At 63.3% G+C, this 18,469-nt stretch carries 1 protein-coding gene and 1 pseudogene; both read left to right on the top strand.

What is annotated here, in order from left to right; genetic code table 11:
- Positions 1-7,917: a non-ribosomal peptide synthetase gene (locus tag NVB75_RS09400; protein WP_258346942.1), complete on the top strand. Its 7,917-nt coding sequence runs from the start codon at positions 1-3 to the stop codon at positions 7,915-7,917.
- A 129-nt stretch (positions 7,918-8,046) separates the two neighbouring features.
- A pseudogene (locus NVB75_RS09395) lies at positions 8,047-18,438 on the top strand (amino acid adenylation domain-containing protein); the annotation flags it as partial.
- Between the last annotated feature and the right edge of the window lie 31 nt (positions 18,439-18,469).

The following is an 18,469-nucleotide window of genomic DNA, read 5'->3' as shown; positions in this document are numbered from 1 at the left end:
ATGGATAAGACTACAGCTGAACGGATTGCCAAGCGCTTCGTTGGCCTGCCATTGGAGCAGCGCCGCCAGATCCTGGAAAAAATGCAGGCCACCGGCCAGAGCTTCAAGCTGTTGCCGATTGCGGCTACCCGTCATGACGTGGCACGCATCCCGCTGTCGTATGCGCAACAGCGCATGATGTTCCTGTGGCAACTGGAACCCGACAGCTCCTTCTACAACATCCCGATGGCCGTGAGCCTCAAGGGCGAGCTGAGCCTCGACGCGCTAAACCAGGCGTTAAGCCAACTGGTGCAGCGCCACGAAACCCTGCGCACGCGCCTGGTCTCTCAGGACGGCGAGTTTTATCAGGAGATCCTCGAACACCCAAGCGTTGCCCTGGAATACGAAACCGTGGACGACCGTGCAACGCTCGACACCCTGGTCAAGCAGGAGCTGAGCCGTCCGTTCGACCTGCTCAACGACCCGCTGCTGCGGGTTAAACTGTTCCGCCTGGATGCGCACGAGCATGTGTTGACGGTGTGCATGCACCACATCGTCAGTGACGGCTGGTCCAGCGAACTGATGGTCGAGACCTTCGTGCAGTGCTATGACAGCCTGGTGACCGGGCAGGCGATAAACCTGCCGCCGTTGCCGATCCAATACGCCGACTATGCCATCTGGCAGCGCGCCTGGCTGGAAGCGGGCGAGGGCGAGCGTCAGTTGCAGTATTGGCAACAACAACTGGGCAGTGAGCAACCGGTGCTTGAGTTGCCTCTGGACCATCCGCGTCCAGCCCAGGCCAGCTACAAGGGCGCCGTGCTGCGGGCGGATATTGCGCCGGCCCTGTCGGCAAGCCTCAAGGCGCTGGCGCAGAAAAACGGCCAGACCCTGTTCATGCTGATGCTCTCGGCATTGGCCGTGGTGCTGTCGCGTTACAGCGGGCAGTCAGATATCCGCATCGGCGTGCCGAACGCCGGGCGCAATCGCAAGGACCTGGAGGGGCTGATCGGCTTCTTCATCAACACCCAGGTCATGCGGGTTCAGGTTGATGAATACACCACCTTCCAGGCTCTGCTTGAGCAGGTAAAACACGTGGTGGGTGGCGCACAATCCCATCAGGAATTGCCCTTCGAGCAACTGGTGGATGCCCTGGCGCCGGAGCGCAACCTGAGCCACAACCCGCTGTTCCAGTTCAAGCTCAACCAGAACGTCGCGGGCGAAGCCAGCAGCGCAGGCGCGCGCAAGACGCTGAGCGGGTTGAGCGTCGAAGAGTTCCCCTTGAGCGGTGCTGACGCACGTTTTGACCTGGCGTTTGACTTCAGCGATGGCCCCAACGGTATCGAAGCCTGGTTCACCTATGCCACAGACCTGTTCGAAGCGCCGACCATTGCGCGTATCGCCCAGTCATTGCAGCAGTTGCTGCAGCAATTGGCACAGGCCCCGAACAGTCGCTTGCTCGACCATCCACCCGCCGCCCCGGCTTCCCTGGAAGGCGACGTGCTCGCGTTTGCGCACACCGATTTTCTCAGCCAGTGGCAGCAATCGCTGGAAATGGCGGGTGACACGCCAGCGGTGCGGTGTGGCAAGCAAATGCTCACTTACCCGCAGCTGGAGCGCCAGTCGAACCAGTTGGCGGCTTACCTGCGTCAGCAGCGGATCGGCGCCGGCAGCCTGGTTGCCTTGTGCCAGGAGCGCTCTGTTGAGTGGGTCATCAGCATTCTTGCGGTGCTGAAAACCGGTGCGGCCTTTTTGCCGCTGGACGGCGCCCAGCCAACCGAACGCCTGCAAACGCTATTGGTCGACAGCGCTGCGGCCTTGCTGATTCGTCCTTCTGGCGATGAGCGGTTGGCGCAACTGGACGCCTGCCCGGTATTGGCCTTCGAACCGGCTACCTGGAGTCACTGCAATGACGCGGCCGTGAGCCGCGACGTATTGCCCCAGCACACCGCCTATGTGATCTACACCTCGGGCTCCACCGGCCAACCCAAGGGCGTGGTACTCAGCCACCAAATGCTGGCCAACTATATGCAAGGTGTCCTGGAGCGCTTGCAGGTACCGGCGGGGGCAAGCATGGCCATGGCATCGACCGTGGCGGCGGATTTGGGTCACACCATGCTGTTTGGCGCACTGGCCAGCGGCCGGCTGTTGCACCTGCTGACCAAGGACCATGCTTTCGACCCGGACAGTTTTGCCAGCTACATGAACGAGCATCAGGTGGATGTGCTGAAAATTGTGCCCAGTCACTTGCAGGGGCTGCTGCAGGCCGCCGACGCGGGTGCTGTGCTGCCTCGGCGCCTGCTGATTGTCGGTGGCGAGGCGTGCCCTTGGTCATTGGTCGACAAGGTGCGTCAACTGCATCCGGATTGCCGCGTGGTCAACCATTACGGGCCAACGGAAACCACCGTGGGGATTCTCAGTCATGAAGTGCTGGAAAACCTCGAGGGTTATCGCACCGTGCCGGTGGGCCGGCCGCTGGCCAACAGCCGGGTGCGGGTGCTGGATAGCGGGTTGAACCCCGTGCCTGAACGGGTGGCGGGTGAGTTGTACCTGGGCGGGCAGGGCGTTGCCCAGGGTTACCTGGGCCGTGCGGCACTGACCGCCGAGCGTTTTGTGCCAGACCCGCAGGCGCGTCACGGCGAGCGCCTGTATCGGGCGGGCGACCGGGCACGTGTCGAACAGGGCCGGGTGGAGTTTTTGGGCCGTGCCGATGAGCAAGTCAAAATTCGCGGTTACCGGGTTGAGCCTGGGGAAATCGCCGAGCTGTTACGCACCCTTGAAGGTGTGCAGGACGCGGTGGTCCTGGCGCAAGCCCTGGAAAGCGATCCGAGCCGACTGCAACTGGTTGCCTATTGTGTGGCGGCCCCGGGCATCAGTGCTGCGACACTGGCCCCGCAGTTGCAGGCACGCTTGCCGGACTACATGGTCCCGGCCCATCTCCTGCTGCTCGAGCGCTTGCCGCTGACCCTCAATGGCAAGCTCGACAAGCGTGCCTTGCCCCAGCCTGAAGTGGTCAGTCGCGAGTACGTGGCACCGGTGGGCGAGATTGAAGAGAAGCTCGCGAGTGTGTGGGCTGATGTGCTCAAGCTTGAGCAGGTGGGCACCACGGATAACTTCTTCGCGTTGGGCGGCGATTCAATCCTCAGCCTGCAAATCATTGCCCGGGCTAAACGCCAGGGCATCAAGATTACGCCCAAGCAATTGTTCGAAAAGCAGACCGTCGGTCTGTTGGCGCAAGTGGCCAAATTGGTTGAGGAAAAACCTCGCACCTCGGCACCACGGCCGCTGCAGGAAGTGAATGGCAGCGTCCCGTTGTTGCCGATTCAGGCGCGGTTTTTCCAGACGCCTGTCGATCAGCGGCAGCGCTGGAACCAGTCAGTGCTGCTGACCCCCGCCGAACGCCTGGCCCCGGCTGCCCTGGAAGCCGCATTGCAGGCGCTGGTGCAGGCCCATGACGCGTTGCGCATGAGTTTCAGCGAACAGCAAGGCCAATGGCGTGCGGAACTCCGGGCCCGTGCGCCTCAGCCTATCCTTTGGCAAAACACCCTGGATGACCTTGCGCACCTGCCCAATGCAGCCGATGAAGCCCAAGGCAGCCTCGACCTGAACGAGGGCCCGTTGGTGCGCGCGGTGCTGTTCGATCTGCCGGACGGCCAGCAACGTCTACTGCTGGTGATTCACCATCTGGTGGTGGACGGTGTTTCCTGGCGTGTGCTGCTGGAGGACCTGCAAGCCGCCTATCAACAGGCTAACCAGGGCGTCGCCATCACCCTGGACGCCAAGACCAGTTCGCTCAAACTGTGGGCCGCGAATCTGCAGCGCTATGCCGGCGATGAAGCCCTGGCGGCTGAACGTGATTACTGGCTCAACGCGCTGGATCAGGGGAGCGCGGCGTTGCCTTGTGACTTCGTCGACGGTGCGTTGACCAATCGTCACGCAGCCAGCGTCTCTTCACGCCTGGACAAGGACCTGACCCACAAACTGCTCAAGCTGGCGCCCGTGGCGTATCGCACCCAGGTCAACGACTTGTTGTTGACTGCCCTGGCCCGCGTGCTGTGCCAGTGGAGCGGGCAGCCGGCGGTGAGCATTGCCCTGGAAGGTCATGGTCGCGAAGACCTGTTCGACGACGTCGACCTGAGCCGTACCGTCGGTTGGTTCACCAGCTTGTTCCCGGTCAAGCTCACGCCCCAGGCTTCGGTCGGCGAGAGCATCAAACACATCAAGCAGCAACTGTGGCAGGTGCCCAACAAGGGGATCGGCTACGGCGTGCTGCGTTACCTCGGTGCCGAGGCGTTTGCCGCTCAACTGCGCGCGCTGCCCGAAGCCCGGGTGACCTTCAATTACCTCGGGCAATTCGACGGCAGTTTCGCCCGGGACCAGGGCGCGCTGTTCGTGCCGGCCAGCGAAGGCACCGGCAAGCGTCAGAGCGACGATGCGCCGTTGGGTAACTGGCTGAGCATCAATGGCCAGGTGTATGACGGCGAGCTGACCCTGGACTGGACCTTCAGCCGCGAGATGTTCCGCGAGGACACGGTGCAGCGCCTGGCCAGTGCCTACGAGCAGGCACTCAAGGAAGTGATCGAACACTGCCTTGACGAGACCAGCCAAGGCGTCACGCCGGGGGACTTCCCGTTGGCCGGCCTGACCCAGCAGCAGTTGGACCGCCTGCCGGTGGCTGCGCGGGACATCGAGGACATTTACCCGCTGTCGCCGATGCAGGAAGGTCTGTTATTGCACACCTTGCTGGAGCCCGGTTCGGGCATTTACATGATGCAGTACTGCTACCTGGTGGAGCATGGCATTGACGTGCCGGCCTTTATGCAGGCCTGGAAGCTCGTCGTCGGACGCCACGAAGTGCTGCGTACCTCATTCTGCTGGGATGTCAGCGAGCGCATGGTGCAGATCGTTCACCGGCGACCGGAGCCGGCCATTCGTTTCTACGATTGGCAGCACGTCGACAGTGCCGATTACGAAAGCAAGCTGGCTGCCGAGCTGGCGGAGGAGTTGCACCAGGGCTTCGATCTGGCCAGGGAAGTACCGTTCCGCCTGCGCCTGATCCAGTTGGCGCCGGAGCGCTTCGGTTTCGTCTTCAGCAACCACCACGTGCTGTTGGACGCCTGGTGCCGAATGGGCATTGTGGATGAGTTCTTCAAAATCTATGACGGGCTGCTCAAGGGCGTGCCGGTGCAACTGCCGGTGCCTTCGCGCTACCGTGATTTTATTGCCTTGCTCGAAGGGTGGGACCAGGGTGCTTCCAAGCAATTCTGGACGGACAACCTGCGTGGCTTCGAGCGGCCGACGCCGTTGCCGTTCGACCACACCGTCAACCGTGAACAAGGCGAGGCGACGGTGGACGACCGGATCGTCTACTTCAGCCGCGAGCAGAGTGCCGCATTGGCTCAGAAGGCGCAGAGCGCGCAACTGACGGTCAATACTTTAGTGCAAGGTGCCTGGGCGATGCTGTTGCAACGTTACAGCGGCGAACGGGACGTACTGTTCGGCATCACTGTGGCGGGGCGGCCCATCGAGTTCCCGGAAATGCAGGCGACGGTAGGGCTGTTCATCAACAGTATTCCACTGCGGGTAGCCGTGCCGGGAGCGGGGGCCACGCAGAGTGCCAGGGCGTGGTTGCAGTCACTGTTCGAACATAACCTGGGGTTGCGCGAGCATGAACACCTGCCGTTGGTGACTGTCCAGGGTTGCAGTGAAATCGGTGCCGGGCAACCACTGTTCGACAGCCTGTTCGTGTTCGAAAACGCTCCGGTGGAATCCAGCGTGGGGGTGCAGGCGGCGAGCATGAAAGTCCAGGCCGGGACCTCTCGCACCCACACCAACTACCCGATCACGGTGGTGGTGTACCCGGGTGAAGTGCTGGGCCTGCATTTGTCCTATGACCAGCGCCTGTTCGACGCGGCGACCATCGAAACCTTGCTGGCTGATTTCCAGGCCACGTTGCTGGCGCTGGCCGAGGGTCTGGATCAACCGTTCCATCAACTGCCGGGCCTGAGCCACGGCGTGTCCGAAGTCGATCAACTGCCGGCGTCACTCAATGAGGGCTATGCCCGGTTGTTCGGCGCAACCGCCGCGGACAACCGCCAGCGTATCGCCGCCAGTTGCCAGGGCCGTAGCTGGACCTATGATCAGCTGGACGTGCAGTCCACCCAATTGGCCCGGGTCCTGCAATCGGCAGGCGTCCAGGCCGATGGCCTGGTCGCTGTGCTGGGTGAACGCGACCTGCCGTTGCTGGGCATGGTGATCGGTACCTTCAAGGCGGGTGCGGGCTATTTGTCCCTGGACCCGAACCTGCCGCTGAAACGCCTGACGGATGTACTGGGCCTGAGCCGTGCGTCGGTGCTGGTGTGCGACAGCGCGTGCCACACCCTTGCCCGGCAGCTGCTCGAGGAGCTTGAGCAGCCACCGGCCTTGCTCGTCTGGGAGCAGGTGCAGGCGCAACCGCCGCAGACCAGCCCGTTGCGTGCACTGCCGTTGGAAGCCGGGCGCCTGCTGGCGTACGTGATCTTCACGTCGGGCTCCACCGGTGTGCCCAAGGGCGTCATGGTGGAACAGGCCGGTATGCTCAATAACCAATTGAGCAAAATCCCTTACCTGGGCTTGAGTGCGGCGGATGTGATTGCCCAGACGGCGTCCCAGAGTTTCGACATCAGTGTGTGGCAATTGCTGACCGCCACCTTGTGCGGGGCCAGGGTGCAAATCATCCCGGATGCCATTGCCCAGGATCCACAACAGTTGCTGGAGCATGCACGCACCACCGGCGTGAGCGTACTGGAGTGCGTCCCCGCGATGATTCAGGCGGTATTGGAGTTGCCCGCAGTTGCGTTGCCCGCCTTGCGTTACCTGCTGACCACCGGGGAAGCCATGCCGCCCGCACTCGCTGCACGCTGGCTGGAACGCTACCCGCAGATCGAGTTGATCAACGCCTATGGTCCCGCGGAATGCTCTGACGACGTGGCCCTGTACCGCGTCCGGGAGCCCGCTGGGCAAACGCACTTGCCGATTGGCACGCGCACCGACCACAACCGTTTGTATGTGCTGAATGATTTGCTCGAGCCGATGCCGGCACGGGCCACGGGTGAGCTGCACATTGCCGGTGTGGGAGTAGGGCGCGGCTACCTGGGTGACCCGGTGCGCACCGCCCTGAGTTTCGTTCCTGACCCATTCAGCAGCCGTCCCGGCGGGCGCTTGTACCGCAGCGGCGACCTGGCCCGGCAACAGCCTGGCAGTGAGGTGCTGGAGTACATTGGCCGAGCCGATTTCCAGGTGAAGATTCGCGGTTATCGCATTGAGCTCGGAGAGATCGAGGCGCGCCTGCAGGCTCACGAGGCGCTGCTGGGCGTGGTGGTTGTGGATGTCGAAGGTGTCGGTGGCAAGCAATTGGTTGCGTACTGCGTGCCTCGCGACTCGGCGCTGATCGAGGCCGGCCCGCAGGTGCTGGGCGAGCTGCGTACCGCGCTGGCGGAGCATGTACGTGCCAGCCTGCCGGGCTACATGGTGCCAGCGCAGTGGGTGATGCTGCCTGCCTTGCCGTTGACCGCCAACGGCAAGCTGGACCGCAAGGCACTGCCGCAGCCCTCGGCCAGCCAGTTGCAGGCGGACTATATAGCGCCGGTGACCGAGCTGGAGCAACAGATGGCCGCCATCTGGGCCGATGTGTTGAAAGTGCCGCAGGCAGGCCTGGGTGACAACTTCTTCGAACTGGGTGGCCACTCGCTGCTGGTGGTGCAAGTGGTGGTGCGTGTGCGCGAGCAGTTATCGATCGAGGTCAGCCTGCGCGAACTGTTCGAACATCCGACCCTGGCGGCGTTCAGCAAGGTGGCCGCCGGCAAGCAGGACCAGAGTCAGACGATTCACAGCGAATTGGCTAAATCTTTGGAGGCCCTCAAACGTCTTACTACAGAGGAAATTGATGAGCTGACTTTGTAGGAGGGAGAGGGACACCTGACTCCCACATTGCAGCATTCAAGGAGCCGGACATTGTCCGGCTCTTTCATGTGTTCAACACCCCCGCGTGCCCCCGGGCGTTGAGCCGGTATTGGTGTAGGAGAGGTTCAAGTGCAAGCATTGCTCGATTCCGTAGAGTCACTGTCACCCAAGGAACGCAAGGCGCTGGCCACCTTGCTCAAGCGACAGGGCGTCAACCTCTATGGGCTCACCCCGATATTCAAAAGGGCCAGTGCCGAGCTTCCTTTGCTTTCCTACGCGCAGCAGCGCCAATGGTTTCTCTGGCAACTGGCACCGGACAGCAGCGCCTACAACATTTGTGCCGCGCTGCGCCTTGAAGGTGTGCTGGATGTGGAGGCCCTGCGCGCCAGTTGCCAGGCATTGGTGGAGCGCCATGAAGTGCTGCGCACCACCTTTCGCCAGGAAGACGACCAGACCGTGCAGGTGGTGCATCCGACGGGAGGCTTCACTTTGCAGGTCGATCCGTTGGCGGGCGCCGACCTCGACCGGCAGATCAAAGCGTACGTGCAGGCACAGACCGCCCAGCCGTTCGACCTGGAGCAAGGCCCGCTGCTGCGCATGAACTTGCTGCGGGTGAGTGAGCAGGACCATGTGCTGGTATTGACGGTGCATCACATTGTTGCTGACGGCTGGTCGATGCCGATTCTGGTCAACGACCTGGTGCAGTTTTACGCCGGCCACTGCCAAGGCCAGGCGGTCACGCTGCCTGAGTTGCCGATCCAGTACGCCGACTATGCCCTGTGGCAGCGCAACTGGATGGAAGCCGGCGAGCGTGAGCGTCAATTGGCGTATTGGCTGGAGAAGCTGGGGGGCGAGCAGCCGGTGCTGGAACTGCCCGCCGACCGCATGCGCCCGACGGTGCCCAGCGGCGCCGGTGCGCGCGTGGCGATGGATCTGGACGTGGCGTTGCTTGGATCGCTCAAGGGCTTGGCGCAGCAACACGGCGTGACCTTGTTCATGGTGCTGCTGGCGTCCTTCCAGGCGCTGTTGCATCGCTATTCCGGGCAGCGCGAAATCAGGGTCGGCGTACCCATTGCCAACCGTGCCCGCAGTGAAACCGAAGGCCTGATCGGCTTCTTCGTCAACACCCAGGTGTTGAAGGCCGAATTCGATCCGCAGCTGCGATTCAGTGACTTGCTGCAACAGGTCCGGCAAACCGCGTTGGATGCCCAGTCCCATCAGGACCTGCCCTTCGAACAACTGGTGGAGGCACTGCAACCCGAGCGCAGCATGAGCCACAGCCCGTTGTTCCAGGTGATGTTCAACCACCAGACCCAGGTTGCCAATGCCAGCCGTAACTTGCCGGGCCTGACGGTCAGTGGGCTGGACTGGCAAAGTCATACCACCCAGTTCGACCTGACCCTCGATACCACCGAGCACGCTGCCGGCCTGTCGGCCTCCCTGACCTACGCCGTCGACCTGTTCGATGCCCGTACCATCGAGCAGCTCGGTCGGCACTGGCACAACCTGTTGACTGCCATTTGCCAACAGCCTGCGCAGCGGATCAACGAGTTGCCGCTACTTTCCGCCGACGAGCGCCAGCGCATCGTTGAGGACTGGAACCGCACTGCGGCGTCCTATCCCCGCGAACACTGTGTGCCGCAACTGTTTGAAGCGCAGGTTCAAGCCACTCCGGATGCCTGTGCACTCATCTTTGCCGGGCAGTCGCTGACCTACCGGCAGCTCAATCGACAGGCCAACCAACTGGCGCACAAGCTGCGCGACATGGGTGTCGGCCCGGAGGTGCTGGTGGGCGTGGCTTTGGAGCGCGGGCTGGAGATGATTGTCGGCCTGTTGGCGATCCTCAAGGCCGGCGGTGCCTATGTGCCCCTGGACCCGAACTACCCTCGTGAACGCCTGGCGCACATGATGAACGACAGCGGCCTGAAGCTGCTGTTGACTCAGGGCAGCCTGGTGGAACAACTGGCGGTGCCGGCCACGGTCAGCAGTCTGTGCCTGGACCAGGCTCCCGGCTGGTTGGGTGACTACAGCGAAGAAAATCTCCCGGTGCTGGCGTTGCCGGCGAACCTGGCCTATGTGATCTACACCTCCGGCTCCACGGGTTTGCCCAAGGGCGTGACGATTCGCCACGACGCCTTGGTGAATTTCCTCTGGACCATGGCTGAACGTCCGGGCGTCGACGCCGGCGACCGTGTGCTGTCCCTGACCTCGTTATCCTTCGACATCGCAGGCCTTGAGCTGTACCTGCCGCTGCTGCGGGGTGCCTGTGTGGTGCTGCTGCAAGACCAGCAGAACCAGGACCCCCACGCGCTGCTCAAGGTGATCGACGAGCAAGCCGTCAGCGTGATCCAGGCCACCCCCTCCACCTGGCGCATGCTGCTGGATGCCGCTCCCCCGCAGGCACTGGCTGGCAAGAAAGTCCTCAGCGGCGGCGAAGCCCTGACTGCCGAGCTGGCCGAACGCCTGATCGCCCAGGCGGGCCATGTGTGGAACCTGTATGGCCCGACGGAAACCACCATCTGGTCGGGCGTGCACTATGTGCAGCGCAGCAGCGACGTCTGGCTGGGACGCCCTGTCGGCAACACCACGTTCCATGTGCTGGATGGCAACTTCGACGCTGTCCCGGTGGGCGTCAGTGGTGAGTTGTACATCGGCGGCGAGGGCTTGGCCCGCGGGTATCTGCAACGTCCCGGGTTGACCGCCGAGCGCTTTGTGCCGGACCCGTTCGGCAACGGCCGTCTTTATCGCACGGGTGACCTGGTGCGCTACCGTCAGGAGGGCGTGCTTGAGTACATCGGCCGTCTCGACCACCAGTTGAAGATTCGCGGGTTCCGTATCGAGCTCGGCGAAATCGAAGCGCGCCTGCAGGCCCACGAATACGTGCGCGAAGCGGTGGTCATCGACATCGACGGGCCGTTGGGCAAGCAGTTGGTGGCTTATCTGGTCAGCCACGACCCTGGCGCCCACCAGGCCGATGATGAGACCCAGAATGCCTGGCGACAAACCCTGAAAACCTGCCTGAAACAACAGCTGCCAGACTACATGGTGCCGACCTACCTGGCCTTTGTAGAAAAGATGCCGCTGACACCCAACGGCAAACTGGACCGCAAGGCCTTGCCGCGGCTGGACGCCAGCAGTGCCCCGCCAGCGAGTTATGTGGCGCCGCACACCCCGCTGCAAATGGCGCTGGCTGAGATCTGGGCGCAGGTGCTGAAGGTCGAGCAAGTTGGCCTGGGTGATAACTTTTTTGAGCGGGGTGGCCATTCCCTTCTGGCAACGCAGATGATCGGCCGTATCCGTCAGCGCCTGGGCCTGGAAGTGCCGCTGCGCCGGCTGTTCGAGGCCCAGGACCTGGCCGGCTTTGCCGAACTGGCGGGGCGGGCAGCGAGCGCTGCCAGCGTGCAGGCGATTACCCCGGTCGACCGCAGCCAACCCATTGCGGTGTCTTACGCACAGCAACGGCAGTGGGTTCTTTGGCAACTGGAACCCACCAGCGCCGCCTACAACATCAGCGCGGCCTTGCGCCTGAGCGGGCACCTGGACAGCGAAGCGCTGCGTCGTGCGTTCGAAGCATTGATCGGCCGCCACGAAACCCTGCGTACCACGTTTACCCAGCACGGCAATACGCCGTTGCAGGTCATTCATCCGGCCGGCGAGTTTGTGCTGCAAAAGGAGAGCCTGGCCGGGCAGGCGCAGTTGGCCGCGCGGGTTCAGGCCCTGGTGCAGCAGCCGTTCGACCTGGAGCACGGGCCGTTGCTGCAGGCACGCTTGCTGCACTTGAGCGACGAGGAGCAGGTGCTGGTATTGACCCTGCACCACATCGTGACTGACGGTTGGTCGACACCGATCCTGGTGGACGAACTGGTGCAACTCTACGCCGGCTTCAGCCAGGGCCAGGCGGTGGACCTGGCCCCGTTGCCGATCCAGTACGCCGACTACGCCGCCTGGCAGCGCCAATGGATGGAGGCCGGCGAACGCGACCGGCAGCTGGCGTACTGGACGCAAAAACTTGGCGGCGAGCAGCCGGTGCTGGAGTTGCCCACCGACCGTGCGCGCCCGGCATCGCCCAGTCGTGCCGGCGCCCAAGTGGCGGTCACCCTCGAACCTGCGTTGATCAATGACCTGAAGGCCCTGGCCCAGCGCCAGGGTGTCACGCTGTTCATGCTGTTGCTGGCCTCGTTCCAGACCTTGCTGCACCGCTATTCGGGGCAGGCCGAGGTGCGTGTCGGCGTGCCGGTGGCCAACCGTACACGGGGTGATATCGAGCGATTGATCGGGTTCTTCGTCAACACCCAGGTGCTCAAGGCCGAATTCGAACCGTTGGTGAGCTTTGCCCAGGTATTGCAACAGGTCAAACAGACAGCGCTGGAGGCCCAGGCCCATCAGGACTTGCCCTTCGAGCAATTGGTCGATGTGTTGCAGCCCGAGCGCAGCCTGAATCACAGCCCGTTGTTCCAAGTGATGTTCAACCACCAGACCGATGCCAAAAGCAGCCGTCAGCCATTGCCGGGGCTTACCGTCGAAGGCCTCGACTGGCAAGCCCACAGCACGCAGTTCGACCTGACGCTGGACACCGTCGAGCATCAGGATGGCCTGTCGGCAGCGTTCACCTACGCCAGCGAACTGTTCGACGCCGGCACCATCGAGCAGTTGGCGCAGCATTGGCGCAACGTGCTGCTGGCGGTCATCGAGCAACCCTCGCAACGGGTTGAAGACCTGGCGCTGCTGGACGATGCACAGCGCCGCAAAATTGTTCGCACCTGGAACCGCACCGAAGCCGTCTACCCCGGTGAACGCTATGTCCATCGCCTGTTTGAGCATCAGGCACGCCAGCAGCCTCACGCCACGGCATTGCTGTTTGCCGAGCAAACCCTGAGCTACGCGCAACTCAACCAGAAGGCTAACCGCCTGGCGCACAAACTGCAGGCGCTGGGGGTCGGCCCGGAAGTGTTGGTGGGGGTGGCCCTGGAGCGTAGCCTGGAGATGGTGATCGGCTTGCTGGCGGTTCTCAAGGCGGGGGGCGCCTACGTGCCCCTCGACCCGGATTACCCGTCGGACCGCCTGGCCTATATGTTGGCCGACAGCGGGGTGGGCTTGCTGTTGACCCAGAGCGCGTTACTGCAACAATTACCGGTCCCCGAGTCGGTGCGCACCGTCTGCCTGGATCAGGACGGAGACTGGCTGGAGGGCTACAGCGACCGTAACCCCGAGCCGTCGCTGGCACCGGGCAACCTGGCCTATGTGATCTACACCTCGGGCTCCACGGGCCGGCCAAAGGGAGCAGGCAATACCCATGAGGCGTTGCTGAATCGGCTCAACTGGATGCAGAAGGCCTACGCCTTGCACGCCGATGACACGGTGCTGCAAAAGACCCCTTTCAGTTTCGACGTCTCGGTTTGGGAGTTCTTCTGGCCGCTGATGGCCGGCGCGCGGCTGGCCGTTGCCCAGCCAGGAGAACACCGCGACCCGGAACGCCTGCGCGATGCAATCGTGCGTTACCAGGTCAGCACCCTGCATTTCGTGCCTTCGATGTTGCAGGCCTTCATGGCGTGTGAGGGGGTGGAAGCCTGTCGTGGCATCCGCCGCGTAATCTGCAGCGGCGAGGCGCTGTCCAAGGCTCTGTCGGAGCAGACCCGTGCCCGTCTGCCTGGCGCAGCCTTGTACAACCTCTATGGTCCGACCGAAGCAGCCATCGACGTCACCCACTGGACCTGCGGCGAAGAGCATGGGGTCAGCGTGCCGATCGGCAGGCCGATCGATAACCTCAAGACCCATATTCTTGAGTCGAGCCTGAACCCCGCAGCACGCGGTGTCAGCGGTGAGCTGTACCTGGGGGGCATTGGCCTTGCCCGGGGCTATCACCAACGTGCGGCCCTGACCGCCGAGCGCTTTGTACCCGACCCTTTCGACCCGGTGGGCGGTGGCCGCCTGTACCGCACCGGCGATCTGGCGCGTTACCGGGAGGAGGGCGTCATTGACTACGTCGGGCGTATTGACCACCAGGTGAAAATCCGTGGCCTGCGCATTGAATTGGGTGAGATCGAGGCGCGGTTGATGGAGCATCCGCAGGTTCGCGAAGCGGTGGTGCTGGCGGTAGACGGGCCATTGGGCACGCAACTGGTTGGCTATTTTGTACCGGTGACCAGTGCCCCGGGCCAGGCTGGCGATGCGTTGCGCAGCGAGCTGGCAAGCTTCCTCGGCCAGGGGCTGCCGGACTATATGGTGCCTGCGCACCTGATCAGCCTTGATGGCATGCCCGTCACGGCCAACGGCAAGCTCGCCCGCAACCTGTTGCCGGCGCCGGATGTCAGCCAGGCATTGGTTGACTACGTTGCCCCGCGTTCGGCGATCGAGCGCCAATTGGCGGATATCTGGCAAGACGTGCTGAACCTGCCCCGGGTAGGGATCACCGATAACTTCTTCGCCTTGGGCGGGGATTCCATCATCTCCATCCAGGTGGTCAGTCAGGCCCGGCAGTCGGGTTTGCAGATGGCGCCCAAGGATCTGTTCCTGCAACAGACCATCGAGAAACTGGCCGCCAACGTGACCCCGGTTCATGCCCAGGCCAATACGCAACCGGTCACCCTGCATGGGTTGAGCGAGCAGCAGGTGCAAGCCTTGCCCCTTCCTCATGGGCAGGTCGAGGCCGTGTACAGCCTTTCACCGATGCAGCAGGGCATGTTGTTCCTGGGGCTGAACAGCAACCCTGAAGACGAGCTGTACATCAACCAGCTCAACGTGTCGGTCGACGGCTTGCACGTGGAGCGCTTGCGCCAGGCCTGGGCCGACGTGGCGCAACGGCATGACGTATTGCGCACCGGGTTCCTCTGGCAGGACCTGGACGAGCCGCTGCAATTCGTCCTGCGCGACGTCGCCCTGCCGATGACGGAACTCGACTGGCGCCATGAGGCGGCCACGGACGGGTTGATCAAGGACATGGCACGGGAGGAGCGCCTGCGGGGCTTCAACCTCGACCAAGCGCCGTTGCAGCGTGTGGTGCTGATCCGCCTGGCGGATGACCGTTATCAACTGATCTGGACCTACCACCATATCCTGCTGGACGGGTGGAGCACGTCCCAGTTGATGGGCGAAGTGTTGGCCCGATATTCCGGGCAAACCCTGGACCCTGTGGTGCCGTATCGCAATTACATTGGCTGGTTGCGCCAGCAGGACCGCGTGATCAGCGAAACCTTCTGGCGTCGCCAGTTGGCCGAGTTCCAGGAGCCGACTTACCTGGCGGATGCCTTCGCCAGCGGCGAGCGCGAGCATGGGCACAAAGCGCTGTACAGCCGCTTTACACCCCAGGTGACCCAGGGTTTGAAGGCGTTTGCCGCCGCGCAGCGCATCACCCTGAACACATTGGTACAGGGCGCATGGCTGTTGTTGCTCAGCCGTTACAGTGGCCAGCGCAGTGTGTGCTTCGGGGCTACCGTGGCCGGGCGTCCGAGTGCCTTGCCGGGCGCGCAGAGCATGTTGGGGCTGTTCATCAACACGTTACCGGTGATCCACGACGTCGATCCGCAAGCCCGTGTGGGCCAGTGGCTGCAGGCTGTGCAGCGGGTCAATCTGGAGCTGCGCGACCATGAATACACCCCGCTGGGGGATATCCAGCGTTGGGCCGGGCGTTCCGGGCAGGCTTTGTTCGACAGCATCATCGTCTTTGAAAACCAACCGCTGGATCGCACTTTGCGGGAGTGGAAGGATGATTCGCTGCGCTTTGGCGATGTCGGCGGGGCCGGCCTGACAGACTTCCCGATGGACCTGATGGTGACCCTGGAAGACTACCTGGCCATTGAGTACATGTACCTGCGCCAATGCTTCAGCGACGTGGCGGTGGAAGGGATCCGGGCCAACATGGAAGCGTTGCTGCTGGCACTGTCCGCGAACGCCGACCAGCGTGTCGGCAATCTCGGCCTGCTGCACACGCCGGCCGTGTACGCCCCGAGCCCAGTCCAGAACCTGCCGCAGCCTTTGGTCCACCAACGCATCCAGTACTGGGCCGAGCACCAGGGCAGCGCAACGGCGGTCAAGGTCGGCAACCAAAGCCTGTCGTTCGCCGAGCTGGAATCCCGCGCTAACCAACTGGCCCATCGACTGATCGCCGAAGGCGTGGGGCCGGAAGTACGGGTCGGCGTGGCGTTGCCTCGTAGCGAAACCATGATCGTGGCCTTGCTCGCGGTGCTCAAGGCGGGTGCCGCCTATGTGCCTATCGACGCCGCTTACCCGCGTGAGCGCCTGAGCTATTTGATCCAGGACTCCGGCATCGCGTTACTGTTGACCGACTCGCGGCTCGCCGCCAGCCTGCCGATCAGCCCGGCGTTGCATGTGCTGGAGCTTGACCGCCTGGACGGCAGCCAGTGGCCTGTTACCGCGCCAGCCCATCGGGTGCACGAGGAAAACCTCGCCTACGTGATCTACACCTCCGGTTCTACCGGGCAGCCCAAAGGCGTGGTGGTCAGTCATGGACCGTTGGCGATGCATTGCCGTGCGGTGGGCGAGCGCTACGAAATGAGTCCCGCCGACTGCGAGTTGCTGTTTATGTCATTCGCCTTCGACGGTGCCCACGAGCGCTGGCTCACGACGCTCACGCACGGCGGTTGCCTGTTGCTGCGTGACGACGAGCTCTGGACCCCCGAGCAGACCTACGAGGCCATGCACCAACACGGCGTCACTGTGGCAGCGTTCCCACCGGTGTACCTGTTGCAGTTGGCCGAACACGCACGGCTCGATGGCAACCCGCCGCCGGTGCGGATCTACTGCTTTGGCGGTGACGCGGTGCCAGAGGCCAGTTATGCCCTGGCCCGTGAGGCGCTGAAGCCGCAGTACATCATCAATGGCTACGGGCCGACCGAAACCGTGGTCACGCCACTGATCTGGAAGGCTGCCGAAGGCCAGGCGTGCGGGGCGATCTATGCGCCGATCGGCGAATGTGTGGGCCAACGCAGTGCCTACGTCCTCGACATCGACCTCAACCCGCTGCCGGCGGGTATCGCGGGCGAGTTGTACCTGGGCGGGGAGGGTGTTGCACGGGGCTATCTGAACCGTGCCGCGCTCACGGCCGAGCGCTTCGTGGCCGATCCGTTTACCCCGGGCGGCCGCCTGTACCGCACCGGCGACCTGGTGCGCCAGCGCGAGAGCGGTACCTTCGACTACCTCGGTCGCCTGGATAATCAGGTGAAAATCCGCGGGTTCCGTATCGAGCTTGGAGAGATCGAGGCCCGCCTCAATGAGATGCGAGAGGTCGGGCATGCCGCCGTCGTGGTGCGCGAGGGGCCTGGCGGCAATCAACTGTTTGGGTACGTCACGCTTAACGGCGATGAGGGCGGAGGAATCGTTGAGCAACTGCGCGAGCGCTTGAAGCAGGCGCTGCCGGAGTACATGGTTCCGGCGCAATTGATCGTGCTCGACCGGCTGCCGCTCAACCCCAACGGCAAGCTGGACCGCAACGCCCTGCCGATGCCGGATGCGCGCAGTGAATATGTGGCACCGCGCAACGAGCTGGAACAGGCCATGGCGGATATCTGGCAAAGCATTCTCAAAGTGGAGCGGGTCGGGGTAACGGATAACTTCTTTGAGCTGGGGGGTGATTCGATCCTCAGCATGCAAGTGGTGGCCAAGTCCCGCAGCCTGAAGAAGTTCGGTTTCACCCTGCGCCTGCGGGACCTGATCCAGAAGCCGAGCATTGCGCAGCTCACCGCGGTGCCTGGCAAGAACGTGCCGCTGCTGGCCCTCAATGCCGAGCTCGGTGCCACGCCTGCGTTGTTCTGTGTACATGCCGGTTTCGGCACGGTATTCGACTATGAACCGCTCGCACGCCGTCTGAACGGCAAGTGCTCGGTGATCGGTATCCAGGCCCGGCAACTGCTGGACCCGAGCTGGCAGGATCAATCGCTGGTGGCCATGGCCCGGGACTATGTCGGTTACATGCGGGACAAACAGCCCCAAGGCCCTTATCGCTTGTTGGGCTGGTCGCTGGGCGGCACCTTGAGTCTGCTGATGGCCGCTGAGCTGGAGCAGCAGGGGCAGACGGTCGAGTTTGTCGCGTTGCTCGACAGCTTCGTGCCGTCACCCGCCAACGCCGAACAGCAGGACCACTGGCTGGATGATTTGAGCGAGCTGTTGCGGGCGACGGTTCCCGATGCGGGGGCCGTGGATGTCAGCGATACCCGCCAGGAAAGCCCGCAGCTTGCGCGTGCCCTGATCAGTGAGGCCCTCAGCCAACGGCCGGCCACGCAAGGCCTGGGGGGGGATGAGCTGGTGCAGGTATTTGCCTGCGCCCGTACCCTCAAGCGGCTGTCCCGCGAGCTGGATTATTGCCCGAAAGTCGCGGCGCGCCCCCTGAGCTGGTGGGTGGCGGGGCGTGAAGATGAACAACGTGAGCTGGCCCGGCAGATCGGTTGCCCCGACCTGCCTGGCCTCCCGCTGACCTGCGGGCACTTTCAGGTGCCCAGGGAGCTGTCGGTGTTGCTTGAACTGGAAGACGCCCTGGATGGTTTGACCATCGTCGCCGAGCCTTCCTGAACCTTGACCTGTGTCGACAGGCGCCGCCACC

The sequence above is a fragment of the Pseudomonas sp. CBS genome (assembly GCF_024734645.1).
Taxonomy (GTDB): Bacteria; Pseudomonadota; Gammaproteobacteria; order Pseudomonadales; family Pseudomonadaceae; genus Aquipseudomonas.
Note: the sequence above shows the minus strand (reverse complement) of the source record. Positions and strands in the feature narration are given on the sequence as shown.